Origin of the sequence: Paenibacillus sp. FSL W8-0919 (assembly GCF_038003785.1) — a bacterium.
GTDB classification, from domain to species: domain Bacteria; phylum Bacillota; class Bacilli; order Paenibacillales; family Paenibacillaceae; genus Paenibacillus_AQ; species Paenibacillus_AQ lactis.
Genome location: NZ_JBBOPV010000001.1, coordinates 5,000,115 through 5,019,899 on the forward strand (window position 1 = coordinate 5,000,115; position 19,785 = coordinate 5,019,899).

Annotated in this window: 15 protein-coding genes; 3 read left to right on the forward strand and 12 right to left on the reverse strand. The window is 49.0% G+C overall.

The window, feature by feature from the left end:
* The first annotated feature begins 108 nt into the window (after positions 1-108).
* Entirely contained in the window at positions 109-903 is a 795-nt protein-coding gene (locus NST44_RS22600; RefSeq protein WP_007131802.1) for a DJ-1/PfpI family protein, read from the forward strand.
* A gap of 107 nt (positions 904-1,010) precedes the next feature.
* Here the strand turns inward: NST44_RS22600 and NST44_RS22605 are convergent, their stop codons facing one another.
* The 10 genes from NST44_RS22605 to NST44_RS22650 all read right to left on the reverse strand — a co-directional run bounded on the left by NST44_RS22605 (position 1,011) and on the right by NST44_RS22650 (position 15,097).
* On the reverse strand, positions 1,011-1,655 hold the full coding sequence (locus NST44_RS22605) for an SDR family oxidoreductase (RefSeq protein ID WP_007131801.1): 645 nt from the start codon (positions 1,653-1,655) through the stop codon (positions 1,011-1,013).
* 261 nt (positions 1,656-1,916) lie between these two features.
* On the reverse strand, positions 1,917-2,525 hold the full coding sequence (locus NST44_RS22610) for a flavin reductase family protein (protein WP_007131800.1): 609 nt from the start codon (positions 2,523-2,525) through the stop codon (positions 1,917-1,919).
* Complete coding sequence (locus NST44_RS22615; protein ID WP_007131799.1) at positions 2,525-3,478, reverse strand: ring-cleaving dioxygenase; 954 nt, start codon at positions 3,476-3,478, stop codon at positions 2,525-2,527. The genes NST44_RS22610 and NST44_RS22615 overlap by 1 nt, the downstream gene beginning before the upstream one ends.
* A 269-nt stretch (positions 3,479-3,747) precedes the next feature.
* Positions 3,748-4,695: a DUF1835 domain-containing protein gene (locus tag NST44_RS22620; protein ID WP_232239409.1), complete on the reverse strand. Its 948-nt coding sequence runs from the start codon at positions 4,693-4,695 to the stop codon at positions 3,748-3,750.
* Between the two features lie 153 nt (positions 4,696-4,848).
* Entirely contained in the window at positions 4,849-6,021 is a 1,173-nt protein-coding gene (gene nagA / locus NST44_RS22625; RefSeq protein ID WP_007131797.1) for an N-acetylglucosamine-6-phosphate deacetylase, read from the reverse strand.
* 149 nt (positions 6,022-6,170) lie between these two features.
* A complete protein-coding gene (locus NST44_RS22630) occupies positions 6,171-6,554 on the reverse strand; it encodes a hypothetical protein (RefSeq protein WP_007131796.1) in 384 nt (127 codons plus the stop codon).
* Between the two features lie 247 nt (positions 6,555-6,801).
* Entirely contained in the window at positions 6,802-7,791 is a 990-nt protein-coding gene (locus tag NST44_RS22635; protein ID WP_007131795.1) for a phage baseplate protein, read from the reverse strand.
* Positions 7,792-8,164: 373 nt separating this feature from the next.
* On the reverse strand, positions 8,165-10,489 hold the full coding sequence (locus NST44_RS22640; RefSeq protein ID WP_244152768.1) for a M60 family metallopeptidase: 2,325 nt from the start codon (positions 10,487-10,489) through the stop codon (positions 8,165-8,167).
* Between the two features lie 659 nt (positions 10,490-11,148).
* Entirely contained in the window at positions 11,149-14,343 is a 3,195-nt protein-coding gene (locus NST44_RS22645) for an alpha/beta hydrolase (protein ID WP_340900642.1), read from the reverse strand.
* Positions 14,330-15,097 (reverse strand): ABC transporter ATP-binding protein, encoded by a 768-nt coding sequence (locus NST44_RS22650; protein ID WP_028404596.1) that lies wholly within the window; start codon positions 15,095-15,097, stop codon positions 14,330-14,332. Before NST44_RS22650 ends, NST44_RS22645 begins: the two co-directional genes overlap by 14 nt.
* Before the next feature lie 196 nt (positions 15,098-15,293).
* Between NST44_RS22650 and NST44_RS22655 the strand changes: the two genes are divergently transcribed.
* A complete protein-coding gene (locus NST44_RS22655; RefSeq protein WP_028404595.1) occupies positions 15,294-15,965 on the forward strand; it encodes a response regulator transcription factor in 672 nt (223 codons plus the stop codon).
* Positions 15,962-16,990, forward strand: coding sequence for a sensor histidine kinase (locus NST44_RS22660; protein ID WP_340900644.1), 1,029 nt, complete (start codon positions 15,962-15,964; stop codon positions 16,988-16,990). Before NST44_RS22655 ends, NST44_RS22660 begins: the two co-directional genes overlap by 4 nt.
* Positions 16,991-17,080: 90 nt before the next feature.
* On the opposite strand, the gene NST44_RS22665 is transcribed toward NST44_RS22660, so the two are convergent.
* Both NST44_RS22665 and NST44_RS22670 read right to left on the reverse strand, forming a co-directional pair.
* Positions 17,081-17,518 (reverse strand): MarR family winged helix-turn-helix transcriptional regulator, encoded by a 438-nt coding sequence (locus NST44_RS22665; RefSeq protein WP_007133286.1) that lies wholly within the window; start codon positions 17,516-17,518, stop codon positions 17,081-17,083.
* A 249-nt stretch (positions 17,519-17,767) separates the two neighbouring features.
* Positions 17,768-19,738 carry a DUF2207 domain-containing protein gene (locus NST44_RS22670; RefSeq protein ID WP_340900647.1) on the reverse strand — a complete coding sequence of 657 codons (1,971 nt, stop codon included), beginning with the start codon at positions 19,736-19,738 and terminating at the stop codon, positions 17,768-17,770.
* Positions 19,739-19,785 lie beyond the last annotated feature (47 nt).

Here is a 19,785-nt window from a genome sequence, read left to right on the forward strand (position 1 = left end):
GGATACTGGGTTGGGTACCCCTTCATTTTAGGAATCAATCAAATACTCAATGCCTGGCGGATATCATTCGCTGACGCCTTGGGCAAAACGAAAGGATGCAGGTTTATAATGAAAAAAATCTTTGGTTTACTCATGTCGTTTACCCTGCTGCTATCGCTTGTCGTCCCAACTGCAAGTGCAAATCCTGCAGAAAATCAAGATCTAGCAGCGGACAAAAATATCCATGTTCAAATCGTATTATTCGACGGTTTCGATTTGCTTGACGTTACCGGGCCTTATGAAGTGTTTGCTGCCGCAGAAATGTATACCGGCGGAAAAGTTACGGTGGAATTGGTATCTGCCGAAGGCAAGCGAGTGGTCCCGAGCGGATTGAATGGTCCCTCCCTTGAAGCGCAGGCTGCATTAGACCCAAAACGTTCGGGAATTATTGTGGTTCCTGGGGCTTCGGGTAAGCCTGCAGGACATTCGGATGATTCGATCCCCAATATTCTTAAGCAAGCCAAGGATACCGGCTTGACCCGTTTGATGAAACAAGCATTAAACAATAAGGAAGTGACGGTCGCAACGGTCTGTGGCGGTTCTCTGCTGCTTGCCATGGATGGTTTGCTGAAAGACCGGTATGCCGTCACCAATTCAATCGGCATGCCCGCGCTCGCAACTCTTGGTGCGAAAACGGTCGAGGCAAGAGTCGTTGAAGATGGGCCTCGCTTGGTGAGCGGTGGAGGAGTGACTTCCGGGCTAGACGTCGCCCTGTATTTAGTTGAACGAGAATTAGGGCCGCAAATCGCGAATGCGATTGAAAGATTATTCGAGTACGAACGGAGAGGAACGGTGTGGAAAGCGGAAGGTACGACGCCGATGAATTTTGGATCGAATGCCGGCGATGCTCCGGAGAAGAAATAAAACACGGCATTGCCTTCAAACGTCATTGAATCACGCAGGCACGGCAATCGTGCTTGTATGATTCACGCTTTGGGCTGAGGCTTACGCTTAAAAAGCACTTCGTTCCCCTATAAGGAACGAAGTGCTTCTTCAATTGGCGTGTCTCCACTAACCATGTCGAATGCCTTGCCGATGGTATGAGGATTTTCCAATGAAGCGACAATCGTAGATGCAACATCCTCCCGCGGAATGCTGCCGCGATCCAAATCAACCGCTACGGCGACCTTCCCGGTACCCCCTTCGTTCGTCAGCCGGCCTGGACGGATAATCGTATAATCCAGTCCGCTTTGCGTTAACCAAACATCCGCGTAATGTTTGGCCGCGCTGTAGTATGGTGCGCTCTCCATCCATTTTTCACGATGATGCACACCGATGGCGCTGACCATCACGAAACGACGTACGCCGGCTAGCTTGGCGGCTTCCATGGATTTAATGGCTCCGTCCAAATCGATCATCATGGTTTTATCCGCGCCCGTATGACCGCCGGATCCTGCGGTAAATACAATCGCATCAGCCTCTTTCGCCGCACGGGCGATATCCTCTATGCTTCCTTCAAGATCGACAAGGATCGTCCGGGCACCCTGTTCTTCGAACTTCGTTCGCTGCTCTTCCTTCCGCACCATCGCAATGGCGTGATGTGCCTTCGATGACTGAAGCTTACTGAAAACATGCTGGCCGATTTGGCCATTCGCTCCGATGATTAGTACCTTCATGGTTTTCGATCCTTCCTTTCTTTGCTTATGGTCCTTTATTAACCGCTTGAGTCTCGCATGAATGATATGTAGTGTTTACTTATAAGATACACTTAAACCTCGCGTGAAGCGAATACGTTACTCTCGTTCGATTATAAGGATGAAGTTAGCCTCTATAAAAACAAGAATGCATGGAGTCCCTAGACTCCATGCATTCTTTTTATACACCTTTGCAATTTCTCGAAGTGAGTGCCTCTTTCACTTCTTTATAGCGCCTCTTGTTTACTCCGGGCGCTCAATGGCAAAGATTTCTCCGATTTTGGCATAATGGTGGCCAGCCAGCCTGCTAACCGCCCTCAGACCAACGGGATCGATTCTTCCATTTTCATAAATATGATCCTGAATATGAAACTGCACGACCCTTCCGATGATAAAATCGCATCCGTTCTCACCACTCCCGTCGAACGCCAACGCTTGCTCCAACCTGCATTCCATGCGGATCTTGGCCTCCATGATCCCCGGAACGGTAATCTTAACGCTGTCAACGGGTGAAAATCCGGCCAATTGGACTTCACTCTGATCGGGAGGAAGCTTGGCGGTTGTTAAATTAACCTGATGTACATTGTCTTCATCCACAATATGAACGACAAACTCGCCTAGCGTCTTTATATTCCGGGCAGTGTCTTTCTCCATCCCTCCGGAACGCTGGATGGACAGCGAGATGAGCGGCGGGTCCGAAGATACGATATTGAAATAACTGAAAGGAGCGCCGTTTAATACGCCATCGTTCGAGAGCGTCGTAACCAATGCGATCGGTCTCGGGATAATGCTGCCGATCAGCAGCTTATAGTTTTCCCTTTCGGTCTGATTCGATGGATCGATGGACAGCATCAAGACTCGCCTCCCGCACTGGATTCCAGCTCTCTCACTTCGAACGGAAGCAATACTTTTTCGATTTCAGATCGGTGAGGCTCGTATTGCGACGGCAGCTTCAATTCTTTCCCCATCGATTCATGCGATTCGTCGTGCGCAAATCCAGGAGGATCCGTGGCGATTTCAAAGAGAATGCTCCCATGCTCTCTGAAATAAATCGCATTAAAGTAGTTACGGTCTTGCACCGGAGTTACCTGATAGCCCTGGTCCGCAATATATTGCTGCCACCGGAGCTGTTCCTCATCATCTTTAGCCCGCCATGCAATATGGTGAACCGTACCGACACCCAGCTGGCCGTAGCCAGCTCGTGAAAGTCTCAGATCAATCGTATTCCCAATATCCGCGGAGGAACGATACCGAGCAAGCTCTCCTTCTTGGCCGACATATTCCAGTCCCATGACGTGTTCCAACAGTTCGGCGGTTCTTTCCGGTCTCATAGAAAATAAGGTTGCCCCTCCAAAACCTTTAATCGCTACATCGGAAGTAACTCCGCCAAAATTCCAGGTATTGAGCTCACCTTCTTCTCGCTCCACGAGCTCGAGATGAAGGCCATGGGGATCATCAAACTGCAAATAAGTTTCTCCAAAGCGTTCACTCATCGCAAATGAAACATCATATTTCCGAAGGCGGTTCTGCCAGAATGACATCGCCCCCTTCGGAATCGCATAGGACGTGACCCCCACCTGTCCGCTGCCGATTTTGCCCTTGTAGGCGTCCGGCCATGGAAAGAATGTAATGATTGTGCCGGGTTTGCCGCCTTCGTTGCCGAAATAAAAATGGTACGTGCCCGGATCATCGAAATTGACCGTTTGTTTTACTAAGCGGAGCCCTAATACACCGGCATAAAAATCAACATTCTCTTGCGGATGCCCTACAATTGCAGTAATGTGATGGATTCCTGTTGTTTTCATTATTTATCGCTCCTCTGTTTGGTTGAGTGCCGGCAACGAAATTTGGCGAACCGGCTTTGTTAATGGATTATGGCTTCGCTTCAAACCAATTGGGTTGCAGGTCGCAATTCATTTGTCTTTATTTTAAGATATTTGTATTTGAGATTATTTTACGCACTTATCTGTATCCTGTCAATACACTTCGTGTTTTATTTATTGACATGGCTGCTGTGACCTGTTCGTTGATCACTCAACTAAGAAAGCAGCCTATGGGGCTGCTCCTTCACATTTCATGTATTCGAAAGACGTAATGAATATTGATGCGGGAACCCCGGTATTCCCTTGAACGTCAGGACACCATCGCTGGTTAACCTTAAGATTCTGTAAGTAATAAAAGAAATACTGATTCGCTGCCGTGAAACTTCAAGAACTCTGGCCATGACTTCACCTGCATGCACATAATCACCGGCTCCATGCATCCCTTGCAGATCGGTGACCGACTGGATAATCAGCGGATCCAGCTTGTCCTCCTCGCAGCCTCTTAGCTCTCCCGCCTCCCATAAACGAAGCCAATGGTTCTGTCCCGCCAACTCGATCCATTCGCCCTCATACCGCTTCCTGGTTTCCGAGTCCAGCGGGAAGCCCTCAGCATAGTCCCGAACGATTTCAACATAATTATCCCGGTCGATCAATGCCTGCGCATAAGGAGTTCCTCCTCCCTTCTGGTGAAAACCCAATTCTTGGGAAACCTTCGTCACATTAACGATACGTATCGGCTGTTTCCTGTCTTTCAACAGGTAGAGGGCGAATCGGAGCCCCGTTTGATCATGGGCATTATCGGCACACCAGATCACAACGGTTTTATGCTCGGGGATGGCCTTTAACTCCTTCATCAATTGCGCAATTTGGTGATCCCGGTTAATCGAGTCGAAGAAATAGTCATCCTGGACATGATTCATGAGCCAGCTTTGCCTGCGTTGCTGCCCTTCCGACGTGTCCAATTCCGCAATCGGGCCGACCGAAAACCAGTTATTAAATGCCAGTACTCGACTTTGTTGATGTTTACCAACCTTACTAAGGGCTACTTTCAATGAACCTGCATCCGATAGACTGAACACCACATGGACATGCGTCTGCAGCCTCTCGATTTCCATATGCTGCTCGTACGCAGCATTGATATGCTTGCCAAGCAGCCCGTATAACCGATCTGACGTCTTTTGATCATACGGCTCCTTCACTGCCGTATCATCCTGTTTCACAGAATGCAGCAAATTTCGGAGTATGGCTAGGTGTTCTCTTTTATGCAACGCCTTTAATTTTTCATCGAGCTTATCGATGGGAATCCCTCCTTTGTCAGTCACAACAAGTGTGAGCTTTCCTCAGCTGTTTTTCTATCGATGATTGCCGTCACTTTCCCTTTTAAAAATCATCTTCCCGCCAATCATCGTCCATTCGACTTCAAACTGGTCATCCAGCAATACCAGATCGGCATCCGCTCCTTCGGCGATGCGTCCTTTGTTGGTCAGCCCGAGCACATCCGCCGGCGTGGTGCTTGCCATCCTAACCGCATCTTGAAGCGGGATCCCCAATGTTACCGTATTTTTCAAAGCTTCGTTCATCGTAACGGTGCTTGAAGCCAATGTCCCATCCATTAATTGTGCAATCCCGTTTCGGACCGTTACCTGATGTCCGCCAAACACATACTCTCCATCCCCGAGCCCCATGGCCTGAAGCGCATCCGTAACGAGCACGATCCCGTCTGGCCCTTTCACACGATGCATGAGCCGGACGATGGCAGGATGAAGATGCACATTGTCTACAATGGCCTGCAAGCTTACCTTCTGCTCCTCCATCGCGGCAACGATAAGTCCCGGATCGCGGTGATGAATCGGCCGCATTCCATTAAAGCAATGCGTAATATGGCTGGCCCCGAGACGGAATGCCTCTTTGGCTTCCTCATACGTTGCATCCGAGTGGGCAATCGCAATAACGATACCTTTTTTATGTAAGAAAGAAACCAACTCCATACCCCCGGGCAGCTCGGGAGCAATCGTAACCATCTTCAGTAAGGAATCGGCTCGCTCGATGATGAGTCCCATTTCTGACAAATCCGGATGCCGCAGATGCGCTTCGTTCTGCATTCCTTTTCGCTTCACGTTTAAATATGGGCCCTCCGCATGGATACCGGCAATCATCGCTCCCTCTTCGTGCCCCGCAACCTGCTTCACCTTGTCGATCATGCGAAGAAGCGTTTCCAAATCAGATGTTACGGATGTCGCCAGGAACGAGGTGCAGCCGGTGGCCGCAGAGGTTTTGGAAACTTCTTGAATGCTTCTTGTCGTTCCGTCCATCATGTCATAGCCGTTCGCTCCGTGAATATGAACATCGATCATGCCGGGAATGAGCAGCTTCCCCTCCCCATCAATGATAATCGTCTCTCCCGTGATTTCCGGGGCTTCCCTCTTGATGGCATAAATGCGCCCTTTATCGATAAGCACTGATCCATTCTCGATGACTTGCTTATCGGTTGCTATTCGAGCATTAATAATTTGTACCGCTTCCATGTCAAACCCTCCCCTGCTATTAGCTCAGCATCCGTCTAACCAAGAAGATACATAGCGTATATTGTTGAGAATTCGAGGAATAGGCGCGCCGAATCCCATTCTTTATCGTGATTCACTCTCCGCACTTACGCAGCAAAAGCACTCAGCTTTCACTTCGGCTCATTCGGCTCGTCCAGACCCTCGAGTTCCGGCAGTCCAGCTTCGCGCCGCTTCTCAATAATGTAACGGACATACCATTCCGGATTCTCCGTGTTCTTCCGTACCGATGCGATCGTTCGCAGCCACACCTCGTTCCAGCTCTGCCCGTTGGACTTGATGTGCCCTCTTTTCTCCATCTCAATACTTCCGTCATAGGCAAGCGCGGCAGATTCACGCATCGCAGGTGTGTCCAGCAAGATGATGTTTCCATGCTCGTCACGCCTGCTCTCGATGCCCATATTCCCATCAAATTTGGATGCGATCCAACCCACCACCAGCACCAGGACCATGAACAAGACGACGACTCCAATAAGGACCCACAACCAAATACTCATCTCATTCCCCCCACCACGACCGGAACCATTTGTTCCCTACTACACCATTTTATACGCACTTCTGTTGTAAAAGGTATCCTCCCAACTAAAAAGACAAGAAAAAACTCCCGGAACGATATCCGGGAGTTTAAGCTGAGCGCCAGCAGCAGCCTATCATGAACTTCCTGCTGCGCCTGATCCGCATCTCCATTCAGATGCCGGTTAACTTGCTCCATGCCTCTTTTTCGGAATAGCTGTATATCGGTTATTAAAATATGCTATCAGGAACGTAATAAATTTTCTGGGTATCCTTCTTATTTACCGGATCTGTAACGATCGTGAAATACACATTGCCGTTCTTGGTCTGGACGCCCTCGATTTCGCGGTTGCCCACATTTGTAATCTTCACCAGCGATTTATACGCCCCCGTGTTCGACATCATGGCAATTTGCGGCGTTTCCCCCTCCGCTCCGCCTGAGGTATAGATTTCGGTGCTGCCGAGCATGTCCACCCCTTGGAATGACCCGTTCGGTCTAATAATGGCACTGCCTGATTGGGTGAAGCTGGTCACGCAGGCGCTTACCGCTGCCGCGCTGTCCATTCGCACCATTTCATTGCTGTCAAGGAGCTTGTTCAATGCTACCGTGTCATAAATGGCCCAAGTCACAGTGCCTTCCTTCGTCTGTACGCGGAAGACCGTATGCGTGCTGTTTCCGCCGCCATCCACCCGGTAAGTATCACCTAATCTTGCACCCGTCTTATTGGCGTAGTTCATGTAGGTAAACCGGCGAAGATCCGTATAATCGACGGTTGAGCCTGGCGAATATTGAACTCTTGCTACCTGGAGCGACCAGTAATAGTCCGTGGATGGATCAGCTTTAGAGCTGAAATAAAAATAGTTCTCGCCATTGTACGTATACATATCCAGTGTCTGGCAATGGCCGGTATTGGTAATGGTCATTTTATCAACGAACGTAGCGTTATTTCCATCGATCAGCAATCTTGAAAGATAGCAATTTCCTCCCGACCGCTGCGTTACATAAATATATTTAGATGCGATGTAAGCTTTCTGCACCACCACATTGTGCTGCAGTCCTTTGAGATTGTAAGCGAGCGTTGCGGAGGCGTTCACGGTCTTCTCGGGGGTTGCCGCAAATGCAGGCAAAGCAGACATACTGAATATAAAAATGGCAAGCAGTGCAGAACTGAGTGTCATTAACCGTCGTTTCAAATGGTTCCACGTTTGATTTCGTAGCATACGGATTACCTCCATCGTTATAATCTTATCCTTGCACATGTCCCTACGACCGTGGTGTGCCTTTAATACACAAAACAACCGAATTGCGCAATCTTCCTCCTTCCATAATCGATAGCAAGTGATGCCACCATCCAACCCCGACGCGATGGTCACCTCCTTTTTTTAAAAGGAATGTTTGCAAGTTATTCTTCTATAATTTAACAAATATATGGGATTTTATCAAAGCTTTCATAGGAAGGCACGATATTTTCTATTTGGTCGATTCTCCCCATTTTTTAGTAACTTCTATACCGTAAAAATCTAAAAAGCCGCGAACTTCGCGGCTTCAGACCTAACCTATGGATGAAACATCATGATGTTCAAAATTAGCGCACTATTCCCTGAGGAGCCACATTTCTTGCTGCGGTTGCGGCAGCTGCAATGCCTTTATTTTATCTTTCCCTTGATCGGTTAAACCGATCGCCCATTGGCTAAAAAACTGTGTCAGATCCTCGCCAGCTTCCCTCGAGGCAACCAATGCAAACGTGTCGACAGTATTCTGAATATCACTTTGCGGCATTTCTCTGTAAGCTTCGAAAATCCGGGTATAGAGGTCCCAGCCGTAAGAAAGCTGCAACTGCTTGAACATTACGAGTCTTTCGTAGTTTCCGATACTCCCGTATTTTTTGTCTGGATCGTCACTGCTTGCGAATGATATCGCCCGGTCGTAATAGTCCTGGCCATCGCTGCCGACCTTAAGCAATTCGGAAGGATTTCCGTATCTCTCCTGTGTATACAGGGAGAAAATATTTACGGTAACCTCACCAACATCGCCCCAAGTCCATGTCCGTTGCTGGTATTCATGCCCCAGCTCATGCCAGAACCCCCAGGCACTCGATCGGAGATAGTCAATATCGAGCAAATTGGGAGCATAGCTGAACGGAAGCATAATCGGATAACCCGCATGCATTGCACCTGAGGAAATTTGAACATCTGCCACGTATCGGCGGTTCATCTTATGAGCGGTGTGCGGCATAGCCCTCTCCGAGTGTAGTCCGACCAATTCATCATAGCTATCGTATATTTCATCCCAAGTCTGCATCAGCTCTTCAGGATTCGATACGTCACGGATCAGCTCAGAAGGAACGGTTAGCACGATTCTTTTACCCTGAAGTTCAGCAAACGGAACGCTAGGTGGCAGATTCCGTATCGCTTCCCATTGCTCCGCCGTCGTTTCTCCAAGCACGAAGCGGGGGGCTTCAACCGCACCGCTAATGCTGACTTTAACTTTTACACCTGGTTTAGACTTCAGTGGAATAAGATATATCAACCCACCATATGGACTGTTCACCTGATTTCTTCCGGGTGCCAGCTTTTGATGATTCACCACAAGAGGAGCACGTTCCCATTTGCTTGCCCCCCTCAGGTCGTCATCATGTGAACCGATTTGTACCGTCAAATGCTCGGCGCCTTCCGGCACTTCCAATGTTACGGCTTTTCCAGGAGGTGCATAAAGTCCTGTGCTAACCCAATTTTTCGAAGGGAGAGCATGTGTGTACATCATGTTGGGAAAGTCAAAATCCACCTCAACCTCCCGGTTATTCACTACGAACGCATCATCAGCGACTTTACCTGGAAATTGATCCGCATACGGTGATTTTTTATTGGATGGGTTCAACGTAAAATGGCTGAACTCGAATACGCGAAGTGCGTTCGTGTACGGAGCTTGAAATTTAGAGATTGGGAAAGTGGCCGAAGGCAATTTACTCGCCTCTAAGCTGGCCCAATCAAATAATTGTGATTCAGTCGATAATGTCTCGAGTGTTTCACTTAGAATCGTATACAGTAGCTCCCGCTTTTTGCTTTCAGTTGTTCCGGCTGGACCAATGTCGATGTCGTCATAAGTGATCGTTCCTGCTTCAACTGCTCTTCCTTGCTGAAAGCGGTTCATGAAGTGATGATTCAATGATTGTTCTGGGGTCAGCTTGGATTCATTGCCATTTGAGTCGGTGCCGCGGTTCATCAAAGTCAGGCCTGCACGGTTCATTAATTTTTGAATGGCGAAATCCCGACTCAGTCGTCCCCCTCGCAGATTGCCGACCTGCAGGACAATATGCTCAGGCGTATCGCGCGTAATTCCTTCAAGTACGCTGTTGTTTTCAGATACGATCACGCTGCCACCAAGACGTATATACTTATCCAGTGCTTCTAGATCGGAATCCTTCACCGAGCTGTCTACGTAAGCAACCGCATATTTTTGCGGGTTCAGATTCGCTGATTCCCAGCTGTCGCTTTTCACGAGCTCGATAGGAAGATCAGGAGATACCGTAAATGAATGAGAAGTAGTGATCAAGCTGATTTTCTTACCCGTTCCCCGTAAAGCATCCGCGTAGCGTCCCGTTATATCGTTGCCGCGGCCAGAATTCGTATGCGACTCGTCCGTTAGCCATAATAAAATATTTCGTGCTAGCGTGCTGCTAGTTTCATCTGCTTGCTCGGAAAGGTTAAAATATCGATCGCTCCCAGCCAGTAGAACTCGCCCTTTGCCATATCGTGATGCCGCGATTGCCGGGATGTTACCCGGAACGCTCACATTGAACGCATTGCCGCCAATTGCAGCTACCCCTCCGCCTGCAAAGTATGGAATCGCCGCCAAGTCCTTATATAACAGACTGAAGTCTTTGCGAATATCGTCTATTGAGGGCAAATCCGTCGTCAATGAAGTCGGACCACCCGAATGAAGGTGTTCCATAGTGACTCCAGACGGAGACCCGGTTACGTTAGATGAAGCCTCAGGACTTTCAGCATTTAGGGTTAACGGTGATATGGAGCTTATTACTAATGCAGAGCTGATAAGGGCTGCGATCTTCAAATTCCACTTTTTTGACAAATGATATCTTCCTTTTCAATTTTCAGGTTAATTTCCGATCATTTTGCTTGAGCTGGTAAATTTCGTGCGACCCAGTTCGGACTTGTACGTTATTCTACTTCCTTTCAGCTAAAGATATAAAATTTCGATTAAAGGTAACTTCGGATTAAATAATAAATATTCAACTCCTTCCCCTATGATTAGTTTGAAAAGGCGATCGATTACTTTGTCCAACTCCTTTTAGCTTGTAGCTGTGTCATTTCGCCCATCCTAAATATAGAACAACTTACGGGAATTGACCCACTGCCGATATTTAAGACCGGACTGTATTTTTTTCGGACAGACTTGTTTATTCTTGTTTAGTCTACAAATGAAAGGCGTATCGGCCATTGCTTCCAAGCGTTATTCGCAGCGCCTGAAGCCCCGCTCTGATATGAGCGAGGCATGGATGGAATACGGCTGGTTAAGTGGCTAAAGGTCCATCATTTCTTCGCTTTCATGACCAACCGCTAGTTGATTACATTAACCTCTGTGTAAGGCGAGTCTGTAGTCGCGAGCAGAGGCTGCGGAATGCCCTTTAAATGATAATCGAAGAACGCTGCCACATATTCCCGTTGAGCGTCAAGCGATTGCTCAGAGTCAGCGGTTCCAATGCTTTGCTGGACCGCAAGCCTGGAAAGGCTTACCTTGCTTGCAAGCTGAGGCAACAGGGACTGATAATCGGTAAAGGTAAAGTGGGCCCCGTTCGGTATGGTCACATCCATTTTCCAACCGCTTGTATGGTTCCAGAACATAGCCCGGTCCTCCGCCGTCAAATGCGAGTCCACATCTCCCTCGTCGTTGAAACCGGAGTTCAACAGCATAAATGGACGATCCAGGCCGTGCTGGGCAACGGGCAGCGGGTGATTGGGCATATGCCCCATCGTACCGTCCATATCGATCCCCGCATCGATTCGCTCGTCCTCATACATCGTTTGCGCAGCCGTCGCTCCCCCGGCAGAGTGCCCATAAATGCCTACCTTGGAAAGATTAAGACTGGCGGCCAAACCTTGAGGCAGCAACTTCTTACCTGCATCCGGATTGCTGCCTGCCCTCATTTCGATCAATTGATCCAGTACAAATCGCACATCATCAACACGGACATCGATCATCTTAAGCACCGTTTCAGCACTGAAAGCCGGCAGCGCCTCCGTTACGACCCGACCGTCGGCAAATTCGACGACTGATGCTTCATGGGTATGATCCAACGTAATGACGACATATCCTCGGCTAGCCATTTCCTGCACCAGGATCGTGCCAAAGCTTCGCGGGATGGAGCCGCCCGGGGAGAAGATGATCACCGGCCAACCTCCCTCATTATCGGCCGCAGGCGCCTCCAGCCATGCGTGGGTATCGATATCGGCCAGATTGACCGTGCCAGGGGTAAGACCGATGGATGGAAGTTCCGCTTGGTCATAATGTTTTGCTGCACCTTCCCGCATATACATGGCCTTTTGTCCGCTTTCTTCCTCGGCAGGGTACCAGATGCTGATCATAAGCTCCCTCGGTCCTTCGTTAACCCAAGGGTCCATTCTGTCCTTATCCATTAAGTGTAGCTCTGTCACGCCGACCGGATATTTCCCCATAGGTGCAGGAATGTGGAGCTGGACGCTTGGCCCCTTTGCGATTTCTTCTTCCTGCGGGACCAGGGCCAGCCATACGAAGATCCCGACAAGTATGATGGCTACTGACATGATCACCAGCACCGAAAGACGGACCCAACGCGGGGTTTCCCCGATGAGAATTTTGCTGACAGAACCTACGGTCAGCACAAAGTAGACCATATAGATCATCATAAACACGCTAATACAGACCAGGACGGGCTCCAGAAGACTGATGCCGCCCAATCCGCCGAACAGCCTCCTTAGCCAGCTGAATACGACAATATAATGTACCACCCCAACGAGCAGCGGCAGCATAAAGATCATAGCGTTCTGCTTAAAGATCGAACCGCTAATCTCGTTATTGCTCACACCGATTCTCCTCAGAACATCGTAGCGGGCCTGATCTCCCGCCGCTTCGGTCAACTGCTTGAAATAAAGGACGCTCCCCGTTGCCAAGAGGAATACAAGTCCCAAAAAGCCAAGGATAAATACATTTAGCGCAGCGCTCTCGATTCCAACGCGATATTCGGCATAATACGACGTCATCTTTGATTCCGGCGTGGCCATGGCGGCAAGCGCATTAGACGTAGCCCTCGTTGTTTTCTGCCCCTCTACCGTGTAGCCGATATAGTCTACAGAAGGACTCTGCCGCTCGATGGCGCGGTAGGTTTCATCAGCGACCACGACCATTATATCCGGATAGCTCCAGTTCACGATACGTTCGATCGTCATATCGGTAAATGCCAGAGTCAACGGTCGTGAGGGCAGCTCCAAGGTGATCGTCTCTCCGTCATAATCCGACCACTCATGCTCCGTGTACATCGGGCGAATCGCAATCGCCCGGCCGGGCTCCGTCACATCCAGTCGGGGAATGCTGAGCGCTTCCGCAGCCCGGTTATATCCGCTCACGGAGGTGACTTTGATGGGCCGATCGTTAGATGCCATTTGTTTCTTCGATATAATCTCATCGCTCGAAGAATGTCCGTTCAGATGAATAACAGGAATCGTAACCTGCTCGGCCACAGGATGCGCCATATCGCTTCGGATCAGATGGTCGACTTGCTTGTTAAAAGCTTCCTCCTGGCTAACAAACATATAGCTGAAGGGAGCGATCAAACGCGTGGAATGCTCGTAGGTATGGTAAGTACTCAAGCCAAAGCTGAATGCGCACAACGCCAAAGCCGACAAGATGGATATGATGCCGAACGTGCGGGCGTTCCCCTTCATGCGATAGACGAGATTCGACGTAACTACCAAGTTCAACCCCTTATAGTAATAACGTTTACGGCGCTTCGCCAATCGCAGGACAAAAATAATAAGCGATGAAAACAAGAGTCCCGTCCCCGCTATGATCCCGACCGACATCACCCCAAGATTGGTCAGGATCTGCTCATTATTCGCAAACTCGCGAAGTCCGAACCCATAACTGATCGACAGGATGAGGATAGCAGCAAACGCCGAAAGGATGGAAGCCCGCGGTTCCCGCTCCCCTTCCTGTTCCGCACGAAACAGCTCGATCAGCCGGAATCGGTAGATCAGCCTATACGCCTGCACAGAAGTGATCAGAATAATCATCATGAACACGATGATCGTACTGATGACAGCCGGAAAGGAGATCGACATCCCGATATCCACGCTGATGCCGAGCAGCCGGGCCAGGATCATGGTGAAGAGCTTTGACAGAAGAGATCCGGCACCGATTGCCAATGCGAGAACGATTAAACCGATCAGAAGATTTTCATAGAATAGCAAACGGCCGATCGTTCGTTTGGGCAATCCCAGCAGGGCATACAGCCCTACTTCCTTCTTCCGTTTTCTGGAGAAGAATTGGTTGGAATACAGGATAAACACCGACACGAACAAGATTAACACGATCGAAGCAATGAAGAACGTGGACTTCATGCTGCTGGACGACTCGATCGCGTTCATGATTTCCGTACTGTACTGCAGGGAAGCGAAAATATAAAAAATGACGACACTTATAAACATGGAGATGAAATAAACAAAATAATGGCGGAAATTGCCCCGTATGTTTTTCTTAGCCAGATCAAACAGCGTCATTGGCATCTCCTCCCAGCACGTTCAGCACATCCAATATCTTTTTGAACATTTCCTTTCTGGACATGCTTCCCTTGACCAGTTCTGCAAAAATGCCGCCGTCTTTAATAAACATCACGCGGCTGCAATAGCTTGCTGCGTAAGCATCATGCGTGACCATCAGGATCGTGACGAATTCCTGCTCGTTCAGATCCTTCATCGCCTCGAGCAAGTCGGCAGCAGCGCGGGAATCCAAAGCACCCGTCGGTTCATCCGCCAAAATCAGTCTCGGATCGGTCACGATTGCACGGGAAGCAGCCGTTCTCTGCTTTTGCCCGCCGGAGATTTGATACGGGTATTTGTCCATAATATGGCCGATGCCAAAGCGCTCCCCGATCGCTGCCACCCGGCGTTCCGTTTCATCGACGCCCATCCTTGCAAGGGCGAGCGGAAGCACAATATTTTCCTTGACGGTCAGCGTATCTAAGAGATGATAGTCTTGAAAAATAAAGCCCAGCTTCGTTCGGCGAAACTCCGATAATTGTGCTTCATTCATCTGCAGCACGTTCTCCCCGTCGATCACGATGTCTCCAGAGGTCGGCTCGTCGATCGTGGATACGATATTGAGCAGTGTCGTTTTCCCGGAGCCGGATGGCCCCATTATCCCGACAAATTCTCCTTCCTTAACAGTCATATCAATGCCGTACAGCACCGGGATCACATTTCCTTTGACGCCGTACGACTTTTGTAATTGCTGTATTTTAACGAGCTCTTTCATCTGTTCTCCACCTCCAGGTAATCATTCCCTGGTATCATAACACCGTTTTTAACGAGCAGCCTTACTCCTGACTTACGAAATTCTTGAGCAGGCTTACATTTTTGTAACCTTGTCCAAAGCGATGATGTTTGCTTTCCCTATCAAAGGTATAATGAGATGAAATGACATGAACCGCGCCGGATCGGAGGGATTATATGTGAAGATCATGATCGTGGAAGACGATGCAACGATCAGTGAAATGCTCGGGGAAACCTTGCAGAAATGGGGATTCGAGTCTGTGCTTTGTAACGATTTTGATCGGGTCCAGGAACGTTATGTGGCAGAACAGCCTCATCTGATGCTCTTAGACATCAACCTGCCTGTGTATGACGGTTTCTATTGGTGCAGCCGGATTAGGGAAGTCTCCAATGTGCCGATTATCTTCCTTTCCTCCCGCAATACGCCAATGGATATGGTGATGGCGATCAATATGGGCGGAGACGACTATATACAGAAGCCGTTCTATGACGAAGTGCTGATCTCCAAAATCAAAGCGCTGCTGCGCAGAACCTACTCGTATATCGATCCTTTCCCGAATGTAATCGAACATGAAGGCGTGATCCTGAACCTTCATGATGGGAGGCTGTTATCCGGAGAGCAATCAGTGGAGCTGACGAAGAACGAGTTCCGAATCCTGAATCTGTTGATGCAGAGTAAAGGTAGCATCGTCAGCAGAGAAACCATCATGCGCCGTTTGTGGGAGGATGAAAGCTTTGTGGATGACAACACCTTGACGGTTAATATGACGCGAATCCGAAAAAAATTGGATGATCTGGGAAAAAGCCGGTTTATCACAACGATCAAGGGTGAAGGGTATATGATCAAATGAGTTTTCTGCGATATTTAGAAGATAAACGTTATGTGATATTATTGGCCGTCGCGCAGATGCTGTTTGCAACCTTAATGATGTTTGTTAGTGCATCCGGAAAATATGATGCCGGAGATATTTTTTACACGCTGCTCGGGTGCTTAATCTTAACCGCCACCTATCTGATCGTTGGATATGCTCGGCGCTATGCACATTATCAAGCACTGGATGAATTGACCGGAAACGATGATGACGATATTGTCGCTGCTGTACCAAAGCCGATCAGTCATGAGCAACAGCTCTACACAGCGTTGGCAAGAAAGCTCCATCAAGCGAAGCTGGACACTATTCGAAAGTACCATGGGGAACGGAAGGACTATCATGACTTTATCATGTCTTGGATTCACGAGGTAAAGCTTCCCATCACGGCTGCCCATCTGCTGATGAGAAACAGTGCCGGCAAATCGGCTGAGGAGCTCGTGAATAAGCTGGAGGATGAAGTGAACAAAATCGATCACTATGTTGAACAAGCGCTCTATTATTCTCGGATCGATTCATTTTCGAGGGATTATTTGATTGCCGAGGTTTCACTGAACCAGATCATGCGAGCCTGTGTCCGCAAGTACGCCAAGCTGTTCGTTGCCAAACGGCTCCGGTTCACCATGTGGGAAGAAGAACACACGGTTCACAGTGACGCCAAGTGGCTTGGATTCATCCTCGACCAAATCATCACCAACGCCTTGAAATATACAAACCAAGGAGGTGCCGTTACCTGTTCCATCGAGGATAATCCGAGCGAGAAGCGGCTTTTGATCCGGGATACCGGCATCGGCATCCTTCCGGAAGATCTCGGAAGAATTTTTGATAAAGGTTTCACCGGATTAACCGGTAGAAATGACGCAAAATCAACGGGATTGGGATTGTACCTGGCCAGCCAGATGGCCATCAAACTGGGACACCGGTTGTCTGCGCGATCCGAACCAGGCCAATATACAGAGCTTGCCATCATCTTCCCTAAATCGCGAAGCATTCATGAAATGATGTAATGTTACTTGGTTACAATAATGAAGGCATCGTCATAAACCTTTAAAGCCGCCAAGGCCTCCTGAAAGAGACAGGCGGCGTTTTTTTTAACTCTACTTTTTACCCTCCAATTGATTGCTTATCTGGAATAGCTGTTCTGTTAATTCGATTCCGGTTTGTTCTCCGATGATATTGGAGTACCGATCATAGAGGTTAAGCCAAGCTTTCTCGATATCCGGCTGCAGCTCTTTCCCCTTCTCCGTGGAGTAAATCAAGGACATTCTGCCCTTTTGTTCAGCGTACACCAGGCCTTTAGCCTGCAGCTTCTCGATAAAACGGGTCACCGTTGAAGGTGTTATATGCAAAACCTCTCCAAGCTCCTTCTGAGAAATGCCTTGCTTCTCATTCACGGCAATCATCAGGAACGCGTAGGTCGGAGACAAGCCAGTTATGCGAAATTCATCCTCGGCTAGTTTGGTCATGGAGCGGGCCAACTGATTGGCCGTGAAGTATAGACATCCCTTGAGTAAGTGGTCATGAAAGTGTTCCATCTTATACACTCCTTTTTAGTTGTGCATACAAATTATCATTCCACATGACTAGGTGTCAAGCCTTTCCACGACCGAAAACGCGCGAGATTGTCCTCTAATCGAAATTTAGATACGAAGAAGACAATAAAAAAAGCCCCTCTGACCAATGTTAGATCTAACGAGGGGCTCCTAAATTGCCAAGATTGATGAATATTGCTGCTTACGAATAAAAGGAAAATACGCTAAAAAGTTCTCGCTTCAGCTTGCTGTTTAATCGCCGCCGCCATCTCCTCCATCGCTGCCGCTGTCATTGCTGTCCCCGAAAAATCCGCCACCGCTGTCCCCATCCCCACCGTCTCCGCCACTGCTGCTCCATGAAGACGAGTTGCCAGCCAACCCTTTCCATGACCGTTGAAAGGCAAAATCAAGCGCAACATGCGAAGCGGGATCAAATAGCGGAGAAGCGTGAGATCGGACATAATCCGGTTGCTTCTTTCGAATACGTGTCAAAAACCTCCTTCCTACGCCGAGCAGAAGCGCCGCTTCCATCATCCGTTCGAGATGAATAGGCTCGCGATCTTCGCTCCTGCCGCCTCTAGCCAGCATTCTGCGATATCGTTTCACCGCGCTCCGGCAGGCTTCCGATCTGCGATCTAATACGACTCCGGGCATAAGTCCGACCAATAGAATCGATAGAAGAACAAAGTCCAAGTATGTATCAACGACCGGGTCGTACATGATTTGAGCACCCATGAAGAAGCAGACGATCAAGAAGGCTATGATATATTTTTTCTGACGCCAACGAATGGAAGCCAGGGCGGCTCCGCCTCCCAAAATAAGAATCATTACGCCGATCCATCCCCATGATATAACGTCCGCGATATACAGGTAGGTCAGCAATGTAACATGCACGAGAGCAAGCACGGCGAAGATTATTTTTCTCGGCCTATATACTCCGTACTTTATCGTTTGGCGATTCTCTTGTTCCACGATCTCCCGCCAACGATTGAACCCTGTCTCCAGGCCTTTCAAGCGATTCTTGTAGATGTGCATCGAGCTTTTCTGATGACGTTCTGATTTCGTGGGCCCGGATATGCTGTCCAGTTTCAGAAATTCCGTCCCACGGAACAGCCAGCTCAGAAGATACCGCTCCGATTTCGTCAAGCCGGAACGATTCCCCGCGAATCTGAACTGCGGGCCCTCCTTCGGGGCGCTGTCATCTTGCTGAAACCGCGTTCCCAAATGCTCCATGGAAATATCGAGCATGCCCTTGCGTCGCAGAGCAAACACACTGGCGAGCACATTTTCGCGCCGAAGCTTACCTTTCCTGAAGAGGTAGACCAGACTGCTCGGATCCATATGTTCAATCTCTTCCATGGTTATTCGCCGTCCGTCCCACCATGCTGCGAGCCTGCGAATGGATAGTGCATAAAACACGACACCTGCTATTGCGGCATAAGTCATCCAGCGGCTTACATAAACACCGGCTTCAAGCAGACGATCCCGCTCCACGAATCGGCGTTGAAGCGCCGACTCTTGCTCCAGCCGTTCCGATAGTAGGGAAGAAGACGACGTCGTTTCCAACTCGGGAAGCGCCTCTGCTGGAACAAACACCTTCATCCGCACATGATCCCCCTTCGGCAGAAGCTTGTTTTCGTATCGGGATACTCGTTCGGAAGTCTCCGTAACAGCCCCACCGGAGCGGTCGTAAGCATAGACGATAACCGGTTCTTGCACAGGCTGCCTTATACGCAGCGTAACCGATACGTTCTGATGCTCCTTGTCGTTATCCTTAAGCAAGGACCAATCCAGCTCTCCACGATCGTCATATTTCACTGCCTCCTTATCAAGCCTGTAGCGATAATATACCTGCCTGGTTTCATCCTTTGCCTGTACATCGATGAAGTAGGAACCCCTTTTCCATCTTAAGGTGACCGGATACCGCTCTAAATTTTGATAGCCGAAATTGCCTAGCTCCCGATCGACGGGTGGAACATATGCCTCGAAGAACTCGATATTCGCATCCCCGAAATTGTCCATAAATCGCGATATCGAATCGTACTCACCGCTGACAGTATAGGTAAAAAGCTCCTCCACGTACAAGTCACCGTCCGGCAGCAGATCGGCCACGATGTTAACCTGATCGACCGTCAATTTGTCGGTGCCGCCGCAGCCTACGAGAAGAACAGCCAGAAGAACTACCGTTGTCAACAACATCACAGATTTCGAGCCTTTACTCATTAAGCCATCCTCCTGTTTCCTTAAAGGGCAATCATGGCATACTCCTT

Coding starts and splice junctions, on each gene's coding strand:
- NST44_RS22630 (WP_007131796.1), bottom strand. CDS start 6,554: ATGAGTATTTGGTTGTGGGTCCTTATTGGAGTCGTCGTCTTGTTCATG.
- NST44_RS22670 (WP_340900647.1), bottom strand. CDS start 19,738: ATGAGTAAAGGCTCGAAATCTGTGATGTTGTTGACAACGGTAGTTCTT.
- NST44_RS22600 (WP_007131802.1), top strand. CDS start 109: ATGAAAAAAATCTTTGGTTTACTCATGTCGTTTACCCTGCTGCTATCG.
- NST44_RS22645 (WP_340900642.1), bottom strand. CDS start 14,343: ATGACGCTGTTTGATCTGGCTAAGAAAAACATACGGGGCAATTTCCGC.
- NST44_RS22635 (WP_007131795.1), bottom strand. CDS start 7,791: ATGCTACGAAATCAAACGTGGAACCATTTGAAACGACGGTTAATGACA.
- NST44_RS22615 (WP_007131799.1), bottom strand. CDS start 3,478: ATGAAAACAACAGGAATCCATCACATTACTGCAATTGTAGGGCATCCG.
- NST44_RS22650 (WP_028404596.1), bottom strand. CDS start 15,097: ATGAAAGAGCTCGTTAAAATACAGCAATTACAAAAGTCGTACGGCGTC.
- NST44_RS22605 (WP_007131801.1), bottom strand. CDS start 1,655: ATGAAGGTACTAATCATCGGAGCGAATGGCCAAATCGGCCAGCATGTT.
- nagA (WP_007131797.1), bottom strand. CDS start 6,021: ATGGAAGCGGTACAAATTATTAATGCTCGAATAGCAACCGATAAGCAA.
- NST44_RS22665 (WP_007133286.1), bottom strand. CDS start 17,518: ATGGAACACTTTCATGACCACTTACTCAAGGGATGTCTATACTTCACG.
- NST44_RS22610 (WP_007131800.1), bottom strand. CDS start 2,525: ATGCTGTCCATCGATCCATCGAATCAGACCGAAAGGGAAAACTATAAG.
- NST44_RS22660 (WP_340900644.1), top strand. CDS start 15,962: ATGAGTTTTCTGCGATATTTAGAAGATAAACGTTATGTGATATTATTG.